The sequence below is a fragment of the Chryseobacterium formosense genome (assembly GCF_900116415.1).
Taxonomy (GTDB): Bacteria; Bacteroidota; Bacteroidia; order Flavobacteriales; family Weeksellaceae; genus Chryseobacterium; species Chryseobacterium formosense.
Window position 1 is genome coordinate 499,632 of sequence record NZ_FPAP01000003.1, and the last position, 19,700, is coordinate 519,331.

Here is a 19,700-nt window from a genome sequence, read left to right on the forward strand (position 1 = left end):
AAATCTTCGGATATTTTTTCATGAATGTTTTGTCCTGCAGTGAAGTTTCGGGAATAAAACTTTAATTTAAATTATATCATGAAGAAAATCTATTTTCTTATTCTTGCATTTGTAGTCTTTTTTACCAATGCACAAACTGAAGGAATTCTCGTTCTTAACGAGGGCGGAGCAGGAAGCAATACTGCTGAAATTTCGTTCATCAACAATCAGTCGGTTGTTACCAACAACTATTTTAAGCTTAAAAATAATAATGCAACGTTAGGCGATACGGCGCAAGACATTAAAATTTTTGGCGATAAGATTTTTGTGGTTCTCAATATTTCCAATACGATCAAAGTCATCAACAAATCTGATTTTTCTTTGATTACTACGATTTCAACAAATGTTGCCAATCCAAGATACATCGCATTCAGCGGAAATAAATTTTATGTTACCAATTGGGGAAACAACAACATGGCAAACTATGTGGCGGTTTATGACCTGAATACATACGCTCACGAAGCCAATATTCCTGTGGGAAATGGTCCTGAAAAAATCTTCAGCAAAAACAACAAATTATATGTTTTACTGAAAGGGGGTTACGGACTCAACCATTTTATGGATGTCATCAACACTACAACCAATAGTGTAGAATCACAGGTAAATGTAGGAGACTCACCGAACAGTATTTTTGAAAAAGATAATTTACTGTACATTATGAGTTCGGGAGATCCTTATTCTGCAACATCTTTCGGAACACTTACGGTATATAATACAAACACTCAAAGTACCGCCTCAAGCACAACATTTCCTGTAGGGGTAAAACCTTCTTATATGGACACCGACGGAACAAATATTTACTATATGAATGAAGCTTCTATCTACAAAACACCGATTGCTTCGCCATCAATTAATACTCAACCAATAGCTGTTACGCCGATTACCGTAAACAGTTATGGTACCGCATACGGATTTAATGTTGTGAATAATACCATTTACGCAGCAGATCCTTCCGGATATATTGCTCCCGGGAAAATTTATGCCTACAATTTGCAGGGTACTTTACAAAATACTTTCACGGTAACTTCTTTACCTAATCAAATTATTGCTTACAATAGTGCTTCACTTTCAACAGTTGAAAACACAAAAGCTTCTAAATTATCATTATATCCAAATCCTACAAGTAACAGATTCTTTGTTCAAGGCTTAAATTCAGGAAATATTCAGGTTTATGATGTTAACGGAAGAATGATTATCAACACTCAATACACTCAAAACGGAATTGATGTAACTGCACTTTCTAAAGGAGTTTATGTTGTGAAAATCTCCGGTAAGAACAATAGTTTCTCAGAAAAATTAATCATTAAATAAGATTAAAATGCCAAAAATATTAAGTTTTATATTTACTCTTATTGTTGGATTTTGTTTCGCACAATTTACCGCAAATGATGTAAAGTTTTTTGTAGGAACAGGTTCTCAGACTGCTTACTTTGTAGCAGATTTTAAAGACGGAACAGATGACAGATCTTATGCATGGGGTATAAGATTCAATCCCGGACAAAATCCTACCGGACCACAAATGCTTCAAATGATAAAAAATGCAGAACCTGCGTTTGATTATAATTTGACTTTTAATAATGGATTTCTTGACAAAGTAACCTTCAATGATCACACCGCACAATCATCTCCTGACTGGTGGAGTTTATGGGTAGGAAATGATACCAATAGCTGGTCAACAGTGGGATGGATGAACAGTGGAACCCTTTCAGACGGAAAATGGTATGGAGCAAGTTACGGTTTTAGTAATCCTACCGCTCAAGCTCCTGCAATGCCAATTCCAGCATACAGTTCTTTATGGTACAATTCTTCTCAGATCACCAACTGGATTGGTTCAGGTTCCAATAAAAGTTTAGTTGTTGTAGATTTTGGAACTAATGATTCAAACGGAAATGCCAATTCCTTTGTTTTCGGAATTCAATACAACGGAACGATCACGGCTGAACAGGCTTTACAGCTCATTGATGCGCAAACAAGTTCATTTAATTACACTTCAACAGCAAATCAGGTTTCAGCTCTATCTCTAAATTCTTTTTCAGGAACAGCAAACGGAACAGATTCATGGAAACTGTATAAAGGAAGCAATTTATCCAACTGGAAAACCAACACCAATCTTTCTACTGTTACTTTAAATAATAACGATTGGTTCGGATTAAGCTTCGGAACAAGAAGACCTTTTACCCCAACGGAAGCAAACGTTACACTAAGCGTTTCAGATGTCGTGAAGGAAAAATTTAAAATTTATCCGAATCCTGCAAGCAACTTTATTGTTATCGAAACAAAGGATACTATTAAAGACATCAACATCTACTCGGTTTCCGGGCAAAAAGTAATGAATACCCAGAATAAAAAAATCAATATTCAGAATTTACAGAAAGGAGTTTATTGGGTTGAAATTAAAACCGACAAATCAACAACAACTCATAAAATTATCAAAAAATAATTCTAAAGAATCATCTATAAACATTTTCGGCGCGCCCTTTGGGCGCGCCGAAACTTATTTTTAAACCAAAAAAACTATTTTTCTTTAGATCTTTGTAGAACTTCATCTACCATTCCAAACTCTTTCGCTTCGGTAGAAGTCATCCAGTAGTCTCTGTCTGAAGCTTTTTCAACCCACTCGTAAGTCTGTCCCGAATGATCTGAAATGATATCGTAAAGCTCTTTTTTAAGCTTCAACATCTCTCTCAAATTGATTTCCATATCAGAAGCAACACCTTGAGCTCCACCGGAAGGTTGGTGAATCATCACTCTTGAGTGTTTCAGCGCAGAACGTTTCCCTTTTTCACCTGCAACCAATAAAACAGCTCCCATTGAAGCGGCAATACCGGTACAGATTGTAGCAACATCCGGTTTAATAATCTGCATGGTATCGTAAATTCCTAAACCAGCATAAACACTTCCTCCTGGAGAATTGATGTAGATCTGAATATCTTTCGAAGGATCAGCACTTTCTAAGAATAGCAACTGAGCAGTAACGATGTTTGCAACCTGATCATCAATCCCTGTTCCTAAGAAAATAATTCTGTCCATCATTAAACGAGAGAAAACGTCCATCTGTGCAACGTTCAATCTTCTTTCTTCCATGATGTACGGTGTAAGATTGGTTGGGTTGAACATTCCCATATACTGATCGGTTACCAAACCGTTGTTTCCTAAATGTTTTGTAGAAAAATCTCTGAATTCTTTTTTAATGTCCATATTTCTATTGGTATTTTTAAAATTTATTTAAACTCTAAATTACAACTTTTATTCCTAAAAATTTATAAGACTTTTTGTCCGATTTTAAGCTTTTAAAATTAAAAAGTTAGAGTTATTTGTAAGTGTAAATACCCGTAATTGCAGAATAATCCAGAATTTTGGCAAGCTCTACACGAACTTCAGAAAGCATCTGTATTTTTTTTATCGCCGCAAAATAGAATTCCGGATCGGGAATTTCAGAAAGTTCTTTTGTAAATTTAGCAATGAGGAAATTAACGTATCTGAATTTGTGAATCAGAATATCTCCGGCAACCTGTTCAGGCATTTTATCACCATAATTGGGTGCATCAATATTTCTGGTCGTCCAGTCCTGAAGATCATTGTAGATATTCATCGAATTGGCGGCTGCAGAGCTTATTTCTTCATCCATCAAGGTAAAAAAGAAACTTCCTTTGCGGAGCTCTTCATTGTCAATCCCTTCTTTGATGTGTCTTACAATCTCTTTATTGATTTCAACCTGGAACTCATAGTTATCTTCTTCGAAATGATGCAGAATCTCTTCAATCACCGTGATGTCATACTTTTGATTGTCGGGTGTAGTTCGATGAAGAATCATGTCACCATAATTCAGAATATGTTTTATTAAATCATTTTCGAGTTTTGTTACAGGAAAAAGAATTAAATCTAATTCTGAAACAGGCTCATCGGAAACTTTCAGCTGAATCGGTTTTTCTTCCGCTTTTGCCTGAGCTTTCTGAGTCTGATTTTGGGTAATCTGTTTCTGAATATCAAGTTCATTAAATAAACTCTGCTCCGACAGTCCGAATTTTGTGGAAACTTCTTTTAGATAAACTTCCTTTTTCAAAGCATTCTGAACAAAAGAAACCGATTTTACAATATCCCTGATTGCTTCAGCTTTTTTGATCGGGTCATTTCCGACTTCTTTTAAAAGAATTTCCGCTTTAAAATCAATAAAATCCATCGCCTGATTTTCGATGAATTTCTCCACATATTCCTGCGAATGTTTTCGGGCAAAAGAATCCGGATCGTCACCATCAGGAAAAAGCAGCACTCTGATGTTCATTCCTTCCGTTAAAAGCATATCGATACTTCTGAAACTCGCTTTTATTCCTGCATTATCACCATCAAAAAGAATCGTTACATTTTCCGTAAGCCTTTTTATAAGTTTAATTTGTTCCGTCGTTAAAGAAGTTCCCGAACTTGCGACAACATTCTCAATTCCGGACATATGAAGTGAAATTACATCCATATAACCTTCGACCAAAAGACAGACATTTTTTCTTGAAATTGCCTGTTTGCTTTGATTTAAGCCATAAAGAACATTCGATTTATGATAAATCTCGGTTTCAGGTGAGTTGAGATATTTGGCAGTTTTAATATTATTCTTAAGAATTCTTGCGCCAAAACCTAAAACCCTTCCCGAAAAACTGTGAATCGGGAACATCACTCTTTCACGGAAACGGTCGATTCCATTCGGAGCATTTTCAGGAAAAATAGAAAGTCCGGATTTCTCTAAAACTTCTTTGGTATAACCTTTTTCAATCGCAAATTCTGTAAAAGCATTTTTCTTTTCGGGCGAAAAACCAAGCTGGAACTTTCTGATAATATCATCTTTCAGTTCACGCTCTCTGAAATACGAAAGTCCGATTGCTCTACCCTCTTCGTTTTCCCAAAGTATATTCTGAAAAAAATCGTTCGCTACTTCATGAATTTTATAAAGCAAATCTCTTTCAGATTGGGCATTTTTTGCTTCCTCTGAAAATTCACGCTGATCTTCTTCAATTTCAATTCCGTATTTTTTGGCAGCGTGGCGAAGTGCCTCAGGATAGGTAAAATTTTCGATTTCCATTAAAAAAGAAATCGCTGTTCCTCCTTTTCCTGTCGAGAAATCTTTCCAAATCTGTTTACTCGGTGAAACTACAAAACTGGGCGACTTTTCTTCATGAAACGGACTCAAACCTTTAAAATTTGATCCCGCTCTTTTCAGCTGCACATATTCACCAACAATCTCTTCTACGCGGATTGTTGAAAATATTTTATCGATCGTCTGTTTGGAAATCATACTGCAAAAATAATGAAATGATTTTGAGCTCAAGCTAATTTACATCTAATTGCAAAAATTTCAGTTTAAGTCATTGTTTTTTAGTGTATTTTTAGCAAAAAAAATAAATGAAGAAAATTTATTCTGTTTTAGTTTTTATTTTGAGTCTTCACCTTTTGATGTCTACAGATTGTTCAGGCTTTCATGAGGAAGATATTGAAGTAGTACCGAATAAAATAAAAATCAGTTTAGATAATTCGAAAGTATATCATGTAAATGATACCATTACCATTTACGGTCGTGTTTCTGTAAAAGGATTTAATGTGGTTTCAAAAGATTCGGTGAAAATGGAAGGAAATCCACTTTTCATGATTTCTGCTTCTAAGTTATTAAAAAATCAGAGTGCTTATAATTTAAAATATTCGCTCGATAAATTTAAAATTATATCAAAAGATTTTCAGATCGATAATTATGTAAACTGCCCTAACTCTATGCTGTATAACTCTGCAACAGAAGATACGGGATCAAAACTTTTTCGATATGAAGTTAAACTCATTCCTCAGGAAACAGGAGATTTTTTAATTTATTTTGATGATACTTTTTCACTTCAAAATATAATTAAGAAGCAGAACATACTTCAAAGCTATCCTATTTCAGATACAAATCCAATGGTTTGGGAAGCTTGTGGAAACAGCAGTGTAAAGGCAAATCTTGCGGAAGGAGATGTGTTTATTGAAGTAAAATAATTTAATGATGAAATATCTCAAAAGAATATTTTTTCTGTTTCTTACATTAATTTCTCTGTTTATTTTATATCTAGGATTTGGCGGAAATTATATCTTAAATATAGATGCAAAAAGAATGATAACTAATAATTTAAAAACTAATAAAAGTCTTCCGCAAAACATAACCAGCTTTTACAATACTATTTACAAAAATTCGTTATCAAAAAATTCGTGGAACTTTCTTCTTAATTCCTATTCTCAAAAAGATTGCCCTTGTTATCAAATGACGCATAAAATTATGCCTCAATTAAATATCAAAAATCTATCTGCACTTGATTACATCCTTGTGACACGATATATAGAACATAATTTTAGCCAAAATGAATGTTTAAACTTTAATTTAAGCAGTTTTGATTTTTTAGAAAATAGAAAGGGAATTGAAAGTGTTTCAAAATCTTTATTCAATAAATCAGTTGAAAATTTAAAACCTATTGAAGTTGCAGAAGTTTTCGCATTATATGAAAAACCTTTAAAAAATAACCGAAATAGAAATCCTGCAAATGCCAAGAAAAGAACTGAACAGTTATATCAGTTGTATTTAAAAAACTCAAACAATTAATAATTCTGTTTAAAATTTATTTATACCTAAAAGGTTTATTAATTTTGTAGTCTTAAATAAATTTCATGCATTTCGAAATTAAAAACATCAGCGACTGGCAAAATGTCGTAAACTCAATTTTACCCGAACTGAAACACAATATTCTTTTATTAAAAGGAAATTTAGGAGCCGGAAAAACAACCTTTACACAGTTTTTATTGAAAAATCTTGGCAGTGAAGATGAAGTAAACTCCCCTACTTACTCGATTGTAAACGAATACAAATCACCCAAAGGAAAAATTTATCATTTTGATTTATATCGTCTAAAAAATATTGATGAAGTGTACGATATTGGTATCGAAGAATATCTCGACAATTCATTCCTGTGCATCATAGAATGGCCGGAAGTGTATGAAGACGAGCTTTACGGTTTAGAATACCATTCAATGAGCATCAATAATACAGGTGAAAGCAGAGAAATCACATTCGAATAAATAGTATATCTTTGCTTAAAGAAATCGATTGTACAAAATAATTTTCTGTAAGCCATAATTGTATCAAAAATGAGTACGACAAATATTTTTACTCCTTTTTCCGAGGAAGAATTAATGCCAAAGGAGGAGAAGTTAGAAGTTATAAAAAAAGGGAAACAATTCAGTATAGGAATTCCTAAAGAGACCTGCCTCAACGAAAGAAGAGCATGTATTACACCAGATGCGGTACAGGTTTTAGTAGAGCACGGCCACGAAATTATCATCGAATCCGGTGCAGGACAGGGCTCATTTTTTACAGACTTACAGTATTCAGAATCAGGTGCAAGAATTACGCAGGATGCAAAAGAAGCTTTTTCTCAGGATCTGGTTTTAAAAGTAAATCCTCCTACAGAAGAGGAAATAGATTATTTTAAACCCAATACGTATCTGGTTTCTGCCCTTCAGATCAATTTAAGAGACAAAGATTATTTCTTAAAATTAGCAGAAAAAAAAGTCAACGCAATTGCTTTTGAATTTATTGCTGACGAATACAAACAATTGGCATTGGTAAGACTGATTGGCGAAATTGCAGGATCCGTTTCTATTTTATATGCATCAGAATTATTAGCCCTTTCAAATGGCTTAATGCTGGGCGGAATTACAGGTGTAAGACCTACCGAAGTTGTCGTTTTAGGAGCAGGAATTGTGGGTGAATTTGCCACAAAAGCCGCAATCGGTTTGGGAGCGAGTGTAAAAGTTTTTGATAATTCACTTTCAAAACTTAGAAGACTTCACACATTGGTTGACAGCCGTGTTCCGACATCGATTATCGATCCTAAAGAATTAAGCAAAAGCTTAAGAAGAGCCGATGTCGTTATCGGAGCTTTACCAAGACTCAATATGCAGCCAATCGTAACCGAAGATATGGTCATGAAAATGAAAAAAGGCAGCGTTATTATCGACATTGTGATCGACAACGGAAAAGCCATCGAAACTTCCGAGCTGACGACAATGGAAGATCCTTATATCATCAAACATGGCGTTATTCACTGCGGATTACCCAATCTTACTTCGAAAATGCCAAGAACAACCACAAAAGCAATCTCCAATTTCTTCCTTTCTTATATTTTGAATTACGATGAAGAAGGTGGTTTTGAAAATATGCTGATCCGTAAAAACGAAATGAAACAAAGTCTGTATATGTATAAAGGAAGACACACCAAGAAAGTGATCTGCGACCGTTTCGGACTTACCTATCACGACATCAATCTTTTAATTTTCTAATTTTCTTCATGAAAAAAATAAAATTCTTTTTAATCGGTCTTGTTCCGGGATTGATTATTGTATTTTTTGTTCTTAATAAAAAAGGGGTTAGCTGCAGCGGTTATTTACCAAACAGCCGTGTGATTGCAGAAACACTTTCAAAAGATTTTACGTATTCTGATCAGTTTAAAGCTGAAATGACAACTTTAAAGATTAACGAAAAATTCTTAAAAGACAGCATCATTACTTTAGGAAAAATAGATTTTGACCGTAGCCATGCTCAGAAAAAGCCTTGTCCGGATTACGTTATAACCTATCCTGAAAAAAATCCTGTTTATGAAGTTACATTTGAAAAGTGTGAGGAAAAAGCAGTTCTGAACAATCTGAAAAAGCTTAAATAAGTCTCAATTCTTAATTAAAATGGAAGGCAATCTCTATCTGGTTCAGGATTATCTGATTTTCATCGGAGTTTTTGCCATTTTCCTTTTTCTTGCAGCAAGTATTTATCTTTTCGGGCAAAATCAGCGTTTAAAAAACAGAAATCTAAAGCTAAACGCAGCCAACAAATTAATAGAGCAGAAACTAAACGATGTACAGCTTGAGCATATCGGTACAAAGCTCAATCCGCATTTATTTAAAAACATTCTCAATTCTGTACAGTCACACGCTTATCAGACCTATATGTCGCTTGATAAATTGGCAAATGTTCTGGATTACATTTTGTATGAAAGCAACAACAAATTTGTAAGCCCAAAAGAAGAGCTGCAGTTTGCTTTGAGCCTTATAGAAATTAATAAGATAAAGATCAACCCGCTTTTTGATTTCAGAATTAAGTCTAAAATTGACAAGTCAGATTCTATTTTTGAGGAAAAAGTTTTTGCACCGCTTATTTCGGTTGATCTAATTGAAAATGCTTTTAAACACACCGATTTTTTAGCACAGGATTCATTTATTTCTATACAAATGGAACTCGAAGGCGGAATTTTCTCCATGAAAGTAAGCAATAAAGCTTCCCTGAAAAATGTTTTGCCCAAAGAAAACAGCGGATTCGGAAGCCAGTCTTTAGATCAAAGGCTTAAAATGATTTATACCAATTTTTATTCGCTTCAGAAAAACTCAAAAAACGGTATCTTCACGGCAGAATTAACAATCAATTTAGGAGAATTCTATGATAAAATGCGTTATTCTTGATGATGAATTGTTAGCGATAAGCTATCTTAAACTTCTCTGCGAACAAATTGATAATGTAGAAGTTGTAAGAGCTTTTAATGATCCTAAAATCTTTTTGAATGAAATTGAAAACATTGATTGTAACCTCTGTATTTTAGATATCGAAATGCCGGGAATGACCGGCTTACAGGTTGCAGAACTGATTTCAGGCTCAAAAAAAATCATTTTCACCACTGCATACAAAGAATATGCAGCCGAAGCTTTTGACCTCAATGTTGTGGATTACGTAAGAAAACCGATCAAAAAAGAAAGGCTGATTCAGGCATTTGAAAAGGCAGCCGATCTTTTAAGCAGTACTCAAAAGAAGGAATTCATTGAATGGAATACCAATATTGGTAAATCTACCATTTTCACAGAGCAGATTGCTTACATCAAAACTTCGGAAATCGACAGTCGAGACAAAGATATTATCCTGAAAGACGGTACAATGATCGTTCTAAAAAATCTCAATTTCAAATCTCTTCTGGAGATGCTTCCTTCAAAGGATTTTGCACAGGTAAATAAAAAAGAGATCATTGCTTTATCATCGGTAAAAGTTTTATCTACCAACGAAATTATCACCACAATTTCTACAGATTCTGATCAGTTTCTAAAGCTTCATATTGGTGAAACATATAGAAATTCTTTGATGGAAATGTTCGGAAAGTAGAAACTGTTTTCTTTTATTTCAGATTAAAATTTCGTCTGCTTATTTCTAAAAAGTCTTAAATTGCAAATCACTTTCAGATTCAATTTTAATCAAAATAATATGAAAAAAATAAGCTTTCTTTTCCTTTTGATCTCGGCATTTGCTTTTGCCCAGCAATCTGTTTTAGACCAGAAAATAAGCTCCATTATTAAAGATAAAAAAGCAACCGTAGGAGTTTCTGTTTTAGGATTTGAGGATGGATTTAAATATGATAAAAATGCCAATAAAAAACTGCCGACTTTAAGTGTTTTCAAGTTTCACATTGCTTGCGCGGTCTTAGATCTTGTTGATCAGGGAAAATTATCCTTAAATCAAAAAGTTGTTTTAAAAGAATCTGAATTATTACCAAAAACCTGGTCACCGATAAAAGAAAAATATCCTACAGGTGATATTGAACTGACTTTGGATGAAATTATCGACTACACCGTTGCATTAAGTGATAATAACGGCTGCGACAAATTATTAAAAATGATCGGTGGAACACAAACTGTTCAGAAATTTATGGATTCTAAAGGTGTAAAAGGCTTTCAGATCAAAGTAAATGAAGACGAAATGCACAAAGACTGGAAAAATCAATACAAAAATTACAGCACTACAAAATCTGCTGTAACTCTCCTTAAAAATTTTGATGCCGGAAAAATTCTCTCGAAAAAATCAACTGATTATTTAATGAAAATCATGCTTGGAACAAAAACCGGAATGAATAAACTGGTAGAACAGCTTCCTAAAAACACTCCTGTTGCCCATAAAACAGGAGCTTCCGGGAAATATGATGATGATTTAACGGTTGCAGAAAACGATATGGGAATTGTAACCTTACCGAATGGCAAACATTATGCAATAGCTGTATTTGTAAACAATTCTACAGAAACAGATGTTGTAAATTGTAAGATGATTTCAGACATTTCAAAGATCGTTTGGGATTATTTTAATAAGTAAAATTTTAAGCTTAATTTTAAAACCATTAAAATGAAAAAAATATTTTTAGTTTTCGGAGTCTTTGTAAGTACATTTTTCTTTGCCCAGAAAAGTGAAAACTTCTATGAAATAAGCTACAACAGTATTTGTTGCGGACCGCCCTCCACAGCTCCGGTGATGAATTATGTTGAAACTTTTCAAAGCAAAAACAAAAGAAAAGCGATTGAAATCTTCAGACAGTCAGGTTTGGGAAGAGAAGGCGAATTTAAACTGTTTATCGGAATTGATGCACTTTCGAAATCTCAAAGAAGTAAGTTCTTAAAAGGTCTGGAAACAGCAGTAAATTCGCAGAATAATGCAAAAAACCAAAACAGTGACGGAATCGTGAACTTCAGTTCTCAGCCTGTAAAAAAAGAAAATCTTAAGCAAATTAATAATTTAACTATATATAAAAAAGAAAAAGTAAAATGATCAAAAACATTGTCGTTATCGGAGCAGGAACCATGGGAAATGGTATTGCACACACTTTCGCACAAAGCGGTTTTAAAGTAAATTTAGTTGATGTATCTCAGGACGCTTTAGACAGAGGATTAAAAACGATAACCACTAATCTTGACAGAATAATTGCCAAAGGAAATCTTACAGAAGAGCAAAAAGCTGAAACCTTAGGAAATATTACGACCTTCACGGAACTGAAAAATGCGGTAACCAATGCTGATTTAGTTGTAGAAGCTGCGACTGAAAATCAGGATCTGAAACTGAAAATTTTCGCTCAGATGGATGAGTTTGCCCCTGAAAACTGCATTTTATCAACCAACACTTCTTCAATTTCTATTACAAAAATTGCTGCTGCGACAAAAAGAGCCGACAAAGTAATCGGAATGCACTTCATGAATCCTGTGCCGATTATGAAATTGGTAGAAATTATCAAAGGCTACTCTACTTCAAAAGAAACTTTTGCTTCGATTTATGAAATGAGCAAAACTTTAGGAAAAGTTCCGGTAGAAGTGAATGATTATCCTGGTTTTGTGGCCAACAGAATTCTGATGCCGATGATCAATGAATCGATCGAAACATTGTATAATGGCGTTGCAGGTGTTGAAGAAATCGATACCGTAATGAAATTAGGAATGGCTCATCCGATGGGACCACTTCAACTAGCAGACTTCATAGGTTTGGATGTTTGTTTAGCGATCTTAAACGTTATGTATGACGGCTTCAAAAATCCTAAATATGCACCAAACCCTTTATTGGTAAACATGGTAATGGCAGGAAAATTAGGTGTAAAATCGGGAGAAGGTTTCTACGATTATTCTGAGAGCAAAAAAGCCGAGAAAGTAGCGAAAATGTTTTCAAAATAAGAAAAATCCTCAGTGATTTGAACTCTGAATTTTAAAGTAAATTTTTATTCATTGTTTTGAGACATTCGCTCAGTTTAAAAAATTGAATTCAACAAAATTATACCTCAAAGAGAACAAATACCAATAATTTTATTATCTTTGATTTAAAGTTAAAACATTAAAAAAATGAAATTACCAAAGTTTTTATTAGCAGACAATTCGGAATTTCCTGAAGATTTATTTGTAGTTCATACAGAATATCCAAGATTCATCTTAAACGTTGAAGAAGAGGAAGTTGAGTGGCTTGATGATTTGGAAGGTGACGATGAAGAAACAATGGCAGACGAAGCTACTAAAGTAGTGGAAGCAGCTTTCAAGTGGTGCGACGAAGAGTTGGCTAAGTACGACGAAGAAGAGGAAGAATAAGAAAATTCACTTATAAAAAGAAAGGAACTCATTGCGAGTTCCTTTTTTATTTTATTCTATTTATTCAGTTTTATTGAATTTCAATAACAACAGATTATCCTGATACAATTCTAAAGTAGTTCCAGAAACTACATATTTATTGGCTTTCTGAATCATATCCATAAAGTTTTTCTCAACGCTCATATTTTCGCAAGCCATTTTGGTAGATCCCATCTGCGACGGAGTGAAAGTTCCCGAAGCGGTTTCCATCACTACAGAACCGAAATATCTGTTGCAACCTGCATTACCATTCAGTTTTGATCCTTCAATATTCAATGTAGGAGTCTGTCCTTTTACGTTATCCGCTAAAGTCCATTTTGTATTGGCAATCGAGGGTTGTGCTTTACCCACTTTCGATGTTGACGAATTTTTCATTGTTCCGCACGATGCTACAAGCGCCATTGCGAATATTCCTAGAACTATATTTTTCATGTTACTTTTTGATTTAGCTCAAATTTACGGAAATTATTGATAAAAACTCCGAACAAATAAAAAGACTACCTTAAAAGATAGTCTTTAGTATATATGAAATGAATATTTTTATCCTCTCAATTCTGCATTGAATTCTTTCTGGAAAGACTTAATTAAAGAATCCATTACCTGAGAAATTTCTTTTTCCTCAAGCGTTTTTTCTTCGTTTAATAATTCAAAACTCATTGCATACGATTTTTTGCCTTCCGGAAGATTTTTCCCTTCGTAAACATCAAAAAGATTAATGTTTTTAATGAAAGGAGATTTATTCTTTTTAGCGGTCTGATACAGTTCCTGGTAGGTAATATTTTTATCAATCAACAATGCCAAATCTCTTCTGATCTTGTTGAATTTAGGAATATCTTTGAATTTCAGTTCATTCTTAGAACGCAATTCCTGAGCAAATTCAAGCTCGATTTCTGCATAGAAACACTCCTGGTCTACATCGAAATCTTTCAGCATCTGAGGAGCAACTTTTCCTATTCTTACCAAAGTTTTACCTTCAGCTTCATAAGCAATCGCATCAGAGAATCTTTCGTCATCCAAAGCAACTTCTTTATAATCAATGGTCAGTCTCTCCAACAAAACTTTTACATAAGCTTTCAGATTGTAGAAATCGGTCGCTGATTTTGGCTGCAACCAGTTTTCAGCAACATTTCTTCCGGAAACTAAAATTGCCAACTGCTTTCTCTCTTCGTACTTTTCTCTTTTGTGATAGATTTTTCCGAATTCGAAAAACTTAATATCCTGGTTTTTTCTGTTGATATTGTACACTGCATTCTGCAAAAGACCTTCCAATAAAGACTTTCTCATAAATGCCAAATCTCCGCTTAAAGGGTTTAATAATTTCACAGCATCAGTTTCATCTTTTACAGAAGTTAATGAATTGTTCATCACTTCGTTGAAACCTAAACTCTGTAAATTTCTTGCCCAAGAATTCTCCAGTTCATCCTGGTCGTTTGCGCTTAATTTTACAGGGGTAAAAGAGATTTTTTGGGGAGCATCAATTTTGTTGTATCCGTAGATTCTTAAAATCTCTTCAATAACATCGATTTCTCTAGTTACATCAGCTCTGTAAGCAGGAACAGAGATTTCAAAGCCATTTTGAATTTCATTCAATACCTGAATTTCAAGTGCTTTTAAAATTTCTTTTACTTTTTCTCTGTGAATTTTTGTTCCTAAAATCTGTTCGATTTTTGAAAATCTGATGATCACATAATTATCTTCGATTTTCTTAGGATATTCTTCCAACAACTCTCCTACTAATTTTCCTTCTGCTAATTCTTCAATTAATTTAATGGCATGAGTAATTGCTGTTCTTGTAATATTCGGATCAACCCCTCTTTCAAATCTGAAAGAAGCATCCGTATTCAAACCATGGAATTTTGCACCTTTTCTTACTGCAACCGGATTAAAATAAGCGCTTTCCAGGAAGATCGTTTTTGTCTCGTCAGAAACTCCAGAATTCGCACCACCGAAAACTCCGGCAATACACATTGGGTTGTCCTGACCGTCTTTAATGATTATTTCAGAACCGTTCAGCGTTCTTTCAACACCATCCAAAGTTGTGAATTTTGTACCTTCTGTAACGGTTCCTACTTTTACTTTTTTGTCTGCAATTTTATCGGCATCAAAAGCGTGAAGCGGCTGTCCGAAACCGTGAAGAATATAGTTTGTAATATCTACAATATTGTTGATCGGGCTCAAGCCGATAGCTTTTAATCTGTTTTTTAACCAAGATGGAGAATCTGCCACTTTTACGTTTTCAATAACGGCACCGATATATCTTGGCGTTAATTCTGTATCTTCAACTTCAAGAGTAAAATCGTGGGAACCTTCGTTGTTTAAAGCCACTGAAGACACTTTTTCAAAGTCGGATTTCTGCTTGTTTGTTGAAAGAAAGGCATAAAGATCTCTTGCAACACCATAGTGTGACATGGCGTCGGTTCTGTTTGGCGTTAACCCGATTTCCAGAACTTCATCATTCGTTAATTCAAAATAATCTGCAAAGTTTTTCCCGACTTCGTATTTTGTTTCGTCTAAAACCATAATTCCACCGTGATCGTTGCTCAAACCTAACTCATCTTCTGCACAGATCATTCCCTGAGAAACTTCACCTCTGATTTTAGCTTCTTTAATTTCAAAAAAACTTCCGTCTTTAGCATAAATTTTAGTTCCCACTACAGCAACAGGTACGGTTTGTCCTTCTGCAACATTCGGAGCACCACAAACGATGTTTAAAACTTTCCCGTTCCCAACATCTACAGTTGTTTTGTTTAATTTATCCGCATTCGGATGTTTCTCGCAAGTCAGAACTTTTCCTACAACGATGCCTTCAAGACTTCCTTTTACACTTTCAAACTTTTCTATTCCCTCAACTTCAAGACCAATATCCGTAAGAAATTCGCCGATTCTCTCGGTTTTCAAATCTGTTTTGATGTAGTCTTTCAGCCAGTTGCTTGATATTTTCATTAGTAGAAATTTTATAAAAATTAATCTTCAGATTTATATTCGCTGTTTTTAACAACAAGCAATACCTCTGAATTTTGCGTCTACAAATGTCGTGTTTTTTTAAGAAATACCGAAATTCAAAAAGGTTAAAAAAATCATATAAACGCTTATTTGGATTGAAGAAAAACTATTATCAGATAAATTTATTTTCTTGAAAATTTTTGGAGTCTTGTTGGAAAACACAAAGACGTAAAATATTTAATTCTATTATTTTGAAAATGATGCAAAGATTTTACCTCCCCACAGCATCACTTTTCTTAAACGCATCAACAGGTTGATAAGAATCATTCTTTTCTTTTTCTTTTTTATCTGAAATTAAAATTCCAAAAAGATGGTCTATTTCATGTTGGAAAATAACCGCTGTAAAACCCTCTACCATTTCTGAAAATTTCTGACCTTTTAAATCAACATATTCCAGCTGAATCACTTTGCTTCTGTAAAACTGGTCTCTAAATTCTGGAATCGACAAATCTCCTTCCGGACCGAGATTCTGTAATTCTGATCTCCATGTAATGACCGGATTGATGAAATATTCCAACGGTTCACCTTCTTTATCAAAACGCTGTACCCAAATTACTTTTCTATTGATCCCGACTTGTGGTGCAGCAATTCCTACTCCACCGTCGGTAGACAAAAGGGATTCTTTCATTCTTTTCACCAAAGTCGCCGTGTTTTTATCCAGTGGATCGATTTCTGTGGAAAGACTAAGTAAAGTTTTATGCTGATGTTCATCCGTTGTCTGATAAATAGGTAACGCTGAATTGATATTTCCCTGATTAATCAGTTCTATCTCAGATTTTGAAAATTTTTGTGCGTTGATGAAACCGATGAATAGAACGAAAAGTATGGAGAGTTTTTTCATTTTTAAATTATATCAAACAAAGATAAAGATGTTTTTAAGTTTTGGCTAAAGCCAATGGAATTTTTCAAATTAAAAAACGGGCTAAAGCCCGTTTTTATTGAATATTTCAATTTGCCATTCTGACACAGCATGAATGACAGACCTCACCATTTTTTTTCTCGCAGATTTAGGAGATTTCGCAGATTTTTTTCTGCTTAATTTGCTCAATCTTCCAGAGTTTTAAAATTGGCTCTTTCTACTTTTTACTTGTCTCTTTAAACTTAATAGGTTTTCGTCATATCCGCCGGAACAATCAGATTAAAATCTGTTGGGATATAATCTTTTTCAGGAACTTTCAATTCAGAATTTTCAGATTCGAAAACGGAGATCACTGCCATTTTCAGATTCGGGTTTTTCTGTTTGATGTACCAGTAGATTCCACCAAATTCTTTGCTGTGGAAATTTCCGTTGTAATGAATGAAGGTTTTTCCGGGTTGAAGATTTTTCAGAATAGATTCTGCCATTGTAGCATCTTTTGTTGCCTGAGCTGAAATAAAATTCATCACTTTCGTTCCTTCTGCGTGATCACCCATCATTTTTTTCATTTCCTGATAGCCGGGAGTATCTAGCGTTACATTGATCGGCAACTGAGCGATGTAGGATTTTTCTTTTTCGCTTAATTTATTCAAAGATTCAAGACCTTCTTTTGCCGTTTGAGAAGCGTATCGTCTCGGAATATTGGTTGCGATAAAATTCAGATTTTTATCTTTTGCAAAATCAACCAGAGGCTTGTAATCTGTTGTATAATTGTTCCATAAACGTACTGAATCTTTCAGGTTTTTGGCTTCTATTTTACCTGCAAGATATTTATTAAGCTGAATCTGATTGTCTCTTTCAAACATTTCAGCTCCCAAAGTAATCTGCTTATTTTTTTTCTCATACAAAGCTTCTGTCACTTTCAACTGAAGCCAGTGAACGATTGAATTATTGTGCAGCTCACCAAAGAAAACCACATCATAATCGGCAAGCTGTTTGATCATTTTCTCGGTTTTAACCGCTTTTCCTTTTTGGTTATAAAACTGGTAAGGCTTAAAATTCTGGGCTTTAAATGCAGAGAATGATAAAACTAATATGGCAATAAGTATATTTTTCATCTTATATTTTTTGGTTATTAAACACGAAGGGCACAAATTATTTCACAAATATCAAAAATTATTATTGGATATCTTTTCGATAAATCGATATTTGTTTTTCCCATCGCATGAATGTAAATTTACAATAAGAAAAAGTAAAGTCACATAGCTAAAAAGTGAAGTTACAACTTAAGAATGTAAACCTACAATGCAAAAATGTGAACTTACATTACAAGAATGTAAACCTACAATGCGAAAATGTAAAGTTGCAACACATAAATGTGAATTTACATCGTTAAAATGTTATTTTGCAAAGGTTTAAACACTAATGACACTAATAATTTTCACAAATATCACAATTAAACTGATTAAAGACTTGTTAGTTTTTCGCAAAGGCGCAAAGATGTTTTTACTTCCATTCTTTTTTAAGGCGCAAGAAAATCAAAGATTTTCAGCAAATAATTAACTAATCGAATTAAGTAAATATGCAGTTTTTAAATTTTATCTTCGATAAAATCCTTGCGCCTTAAAAACGTAAGATTTCAAAACTTTTGCGTCTTTGCGTTTTCCAACACGAATATTACATTATCAAATAATTATAAATTTACAAATTAGTGTCGTTAGTGAAGAATACTTGTGCAATTTATGTTTCAAATAAAGCAAAAAAGACCGCTTTGAATTTTCATACAAAACGGTCTCGGCAAATCATTTAATTCTTATTTTTCTAAATCTGCTACAAGATCTTTCCATTCCTGCAGTTCAGGGATTCCCGGTTTTCTTTTTCCGAAGAACTGTACGATGAATTCTCCGTCTTTGTTGAATACTTCAATTGCTGTCACTTCACCATCTTCAGTCGGTTTTTTCACGATCCACGCTTCTGCAATTTTAGTTACGTCTAAATGCAAGTTGAAATCAGGATCCATTACGTTGAACCATTGCTGATGCCATAAGGTTTTCTTCACATTTCCTGTATGAATCTGAATAATTCCTCTGTTTCCAACAAAGATCATGATCGGAAGTTGTTTTTCTGAAGCATCTTCCAACACATTCACCACTTTTGAAGGATCAATTTTCTTAGCATAACCTTCCGGAGCGAGTCTCAAAGCCTGAGTTCTTGATACTCCGAATTTTCTGGTCATCATAAAGAAATCGTGCGTATCTTTTAGTTCTGTCCATGCTTTTTTGAAACCTTCAGCATCAATTTCTGAATCTGCTTTTTCAGGAGCTTTTGGAGCGACTGCTTCAAATTCTGAAACTTCATTTTGATTTTCAGCTTTAAACTGATCAACGATAACGTCGAATGCTTCAACATTGCTGTCTTTTGTAAGGTAAATTTTATGAAGTGCTAAACCGTCTTTTCCGAAGAACTGAAGACTTCTTTTATCGCCTTCCACCACCGCAAAAGCAAACTTCCAGTGGTTCATAAAGATTCTCAAATCAATCTCTTCACCTACGAAAAGCTGCGCATGAGGACTGCTGAAATCACCATTCAGGTAAGTTCCTTTTCTTTCGTGAACACATTCATCATTTCTTGTAAGAGCCATTACTTTACCTAATTTTTCAACCTCCGTTAAGATATTTTGAAATTCAGGTTTTAAAACTGTTACACTTTCTCCTACGTTCGTTGCCAACAATTCAGCTTCGCTTACTCCCAACTGATCGGCAGCATTTCTTATTCTTAAATGTGGATTTTCTGCTTTCAGAGCTTCCCACTTTTCTTTTAAATCGTTAACTAATGTGCTCAT

General features: G+C 34.1%; 20 protein-coding genes. 13 read left to right on the forward strand and 7 right to left on the reverse strand.

The annotated features are described in order from the left end of the window. The first annotated feature begins 78 nt into the window (after window positions 1–78). The gene (locus BM371_RS13700; protein WP_034678590.1) at window positions 79–1,350 is read left to right on the forward strand and encodes a YncE family protein; all 1,272 of its coding nucleotides are present in this window, start codon (window positions 79–81) and stop codon (window positions 1,348–1,350) included. 7 nt (window positions 1,351–1,357) lie between these two features. Beyond that, entirely contained in the window at window positions 1,358–2,479 is a 1,122-nt protein-coding gene (locus tag BM371_RS13705; protein ID WP_034678592.1) for a T9SS type A sorting domain-containing protein, read from the forward strand. Window positions 2,480–2,553: 74 nt separating this feature from the next. Here BM371_RS13705 and clpP read toward each other — a convergent pair whose 3' ends face one another. Both clpP and dnaG read right to left on the reverse strand, forming a co-directional pair. Continuing rightward, window positions 2,554–3,237 carry an ATP-dependent Clp endopeptidase proteolytic subunit ClpP gene (gene clpP / locus BM371_RS13710; protein WP_034678594.1) on the reverse strand — a complete coding sequence of 228 codons (684 nt, stop codon included), beginning with the start codon at window positions 3,235–3,237 and terminating at the stop codon, window positions 2,554–2,556. Between the two features lie 112 nt (window positions 3,238–3,349). Continuing rightward, entirely contained in the window at window positions 3,350–5,320 is a 1,971-nt protein-coding gene (gene dnaG / locus BM371_RS13715; RefSeq protein ID WP_034678595.1) for a DNA primase, read from the reverse strand. A 107-nt stretch (window positions 5,321–5,427) separates the two neighbouring features. Between dnaG and BM371_RS13720 the strand changes: the two genes are divergently transcribed. The 11 genes from BM371_RS13720 (at window position 5,428) to BM371_RS13770 (ending at window position 12,960) form a co-directional block, all read left to right on the forward strand. After that, window positions 5,428–6,045, forward strand: coding sequence for a hypothetical protein (locus tag BM371_RS13720; protein ID WP_034678597.1), 618 nt, complete (start codon window positions 5,428–5,430; stop codon window positions 6,043–6,045). A 277-nt stretch (window positions 6,046–6,322) separates the two neighbouring features. Continuing rightward, window positions 6,323–6,643: a transglycosylase domain-containing protein gene (locus BM371_RS20755; RefSeq protein ID WP_165571795.1), complete on the forward strand. Its 321-nt coding sequence runs from the start codon at window positions 6,323–6,325 to the stop codon at window positions 6,641–6,643. Window positions 6,644–6,708: 65 nt separating this feature from the next. Continuing rightward, window positions 6,709–7,116: a tRNA (adenosine(37)-N6)-threonylcarbamoyltransferase complex ATPase subunit type 1 TsaE gene (tsaE, locus tag BM371_RS13730; protein ID WP_034678601.1), complete on the forward strand. Its 408-nt coding sequence runs from the start codon at window positions 6,709–6,711 to the stop codon at window positions 7,114–7,116. 69 nt (window positions 7,117–7,185) lie between these two features. After that, window positions 7,186–8,379: an alanine dehydrogenase gene (locus BM371_RS13735; protein ID WP_034678602.1), complete on the forward strand. Its 1,194-nt coding sequence runs from the start codon at window positions 7,186–7,188 to the stop codon at window positions 8,377–8,379. Window positions 8,380–8,387: 8 nt separating this feature from the next. Next, window positions 8,388–8,759 (forward strand): hypothetical protein, encoded by a 372-nt coding sequence (locus tag BM371_RS13740; protein ID WP_034678604.1) that lies wholly within the window; start codon window positions 8,388–8,390, stop codon window positions 8,757–8,759. Window positions 8,760–8,778: 19 nt separating this feature from the next. Further along, window positions 8,779–9,549: a histidine kinase gene (locus tag BM371_RS13745; protein ID WP_034678606.1), complete on the forward strand. Its 771-nt coding sequence runs from the start codon at window positions 8,779–8,781 to the stop codon at window positions 9,547–9,549. Continuing rightward, window positions 9,527–10,237 (forward strand): LytR/AlgR family response regulator transcription factor, encoded by a 711-nt coding sequence (locus BM371_RS13750; RefSeq protein ID WP_034678608.1) that lies wholly within the window; start codon window positions 9,527–9,529, stop codon window positions 10,235–10,237. Before BM371_RS13745 ends, BM371_RS13750 begins: the two co-directional genes overlap by 23 nt. Before the next feature lie 99 nt (window positions 10,238–10,336). After that, complete coding sequence (bla-A, locus tag BM371_RS13755; RefSeq protein WP_034678610.1) at window positions 10,337–11,215, forward strand: CGA/CIA family class A beta-lactamase; 879 nt, start codon at window positions 10,337–10,339, stop codon at window positions 11,213–11,215. Window positions 11,216–11,245: 30 nt separating this feature from the next. Beyond that, window positions 11,246–11,665 carry a hypothetical protein gene (locus BM371_RS13760; protein WP_034678612.1) on the forward strand — a complete coding sequence of 140 codons (420 nt, stop codon included), beginning with the start codon at window positions 11,246–11,248 and terminating at the stop codon, window positions 11,663–11,665. After that, complete coding sequence (locus BM371_RS13765) at window positions 11,665–12,555, forward strand: 3-hydroxybutyryl-CoA dehydrogenase (RefSeq protein WP_177225355.1); 891 nt, start codon at window positions 11,665–11,667, stop codon at window positions 12,553–12,555. Before BM371_RS13760 ends, BM371_RS13765 begins: the two co-directional genes overlap by 1 nt. 165 nt (window positions 12,556–12,720) lie before the next feature. After that, window positions 12,721–12,960, forward strand: coding sequence for a hypothetical protein (locus tag BM371_RS13770; protein ID WP_007845674.1), 240 nt, complete (start codon window positions 12,721–12,723; stop codon window positions 12,958–12,960). Between the two features lie 60 nt (window positions 12,961–13,020). On the opposite strand, the gene BM371_RS13775 is transcribed toward BM371_RS13770, so the two are convergent. The 5 genes from BM371_RS13775 to BM371_RS13795 form a co-directional block, all read right to left on the reverse strand. Beyond that, a complete protein-coding gene (locus BM371_RS13775; RefSeq protein WP_034678617.1) occupies window positions 13,021–13,431 on the reverse strand; it encodes an META domain-containing protein in 411 nt (136 codons plus the stop codon). Window positions 13,432–13,539: 108 nt separating this feature from the next. Continuing rightward, entirely contained in the window at window positions 13,540–15,942 is a 2,403-nt protein-coding gene (pheT, locus tag BM371_RS13780; protein WP_034678619.1) for a phenylalanine--tRNA ligase subunit beta, read from the reverse strand. A gap of 271 nt (window positions 15,943–16,213) precedes the next feature. Then, entirely contained in the window at window positions 16,214–16,843 is a 630-nt protein-coding gene (gene def / locus BM371_RS13785) for a peptide deformylase (RefSeq protein WP_034678620.1), read from the reverse strand. 260 nt (window positions 16,844–17,103) lie between these two features. Next, a complete protein-coding gene (locus tag BM371_RS13790) occupies window positions 17,104–17,976 on the reverse strand; it encodes a ChaN family lipoprotein (protein WP_034678621.1) in 873 nt (290 codons plus the stop codon). A gap of 695 nt (window positions 17,977–18,671) precedes the next feature. Beyond that, entirely contained in the window at window positions 18,672–19,700 is a 1,029-nt protein-coding gene (locus tag BM371_RS13795; RefSeq protein ID WP_034678622.1) for a hemin-degrading factor, read from the reverse strand.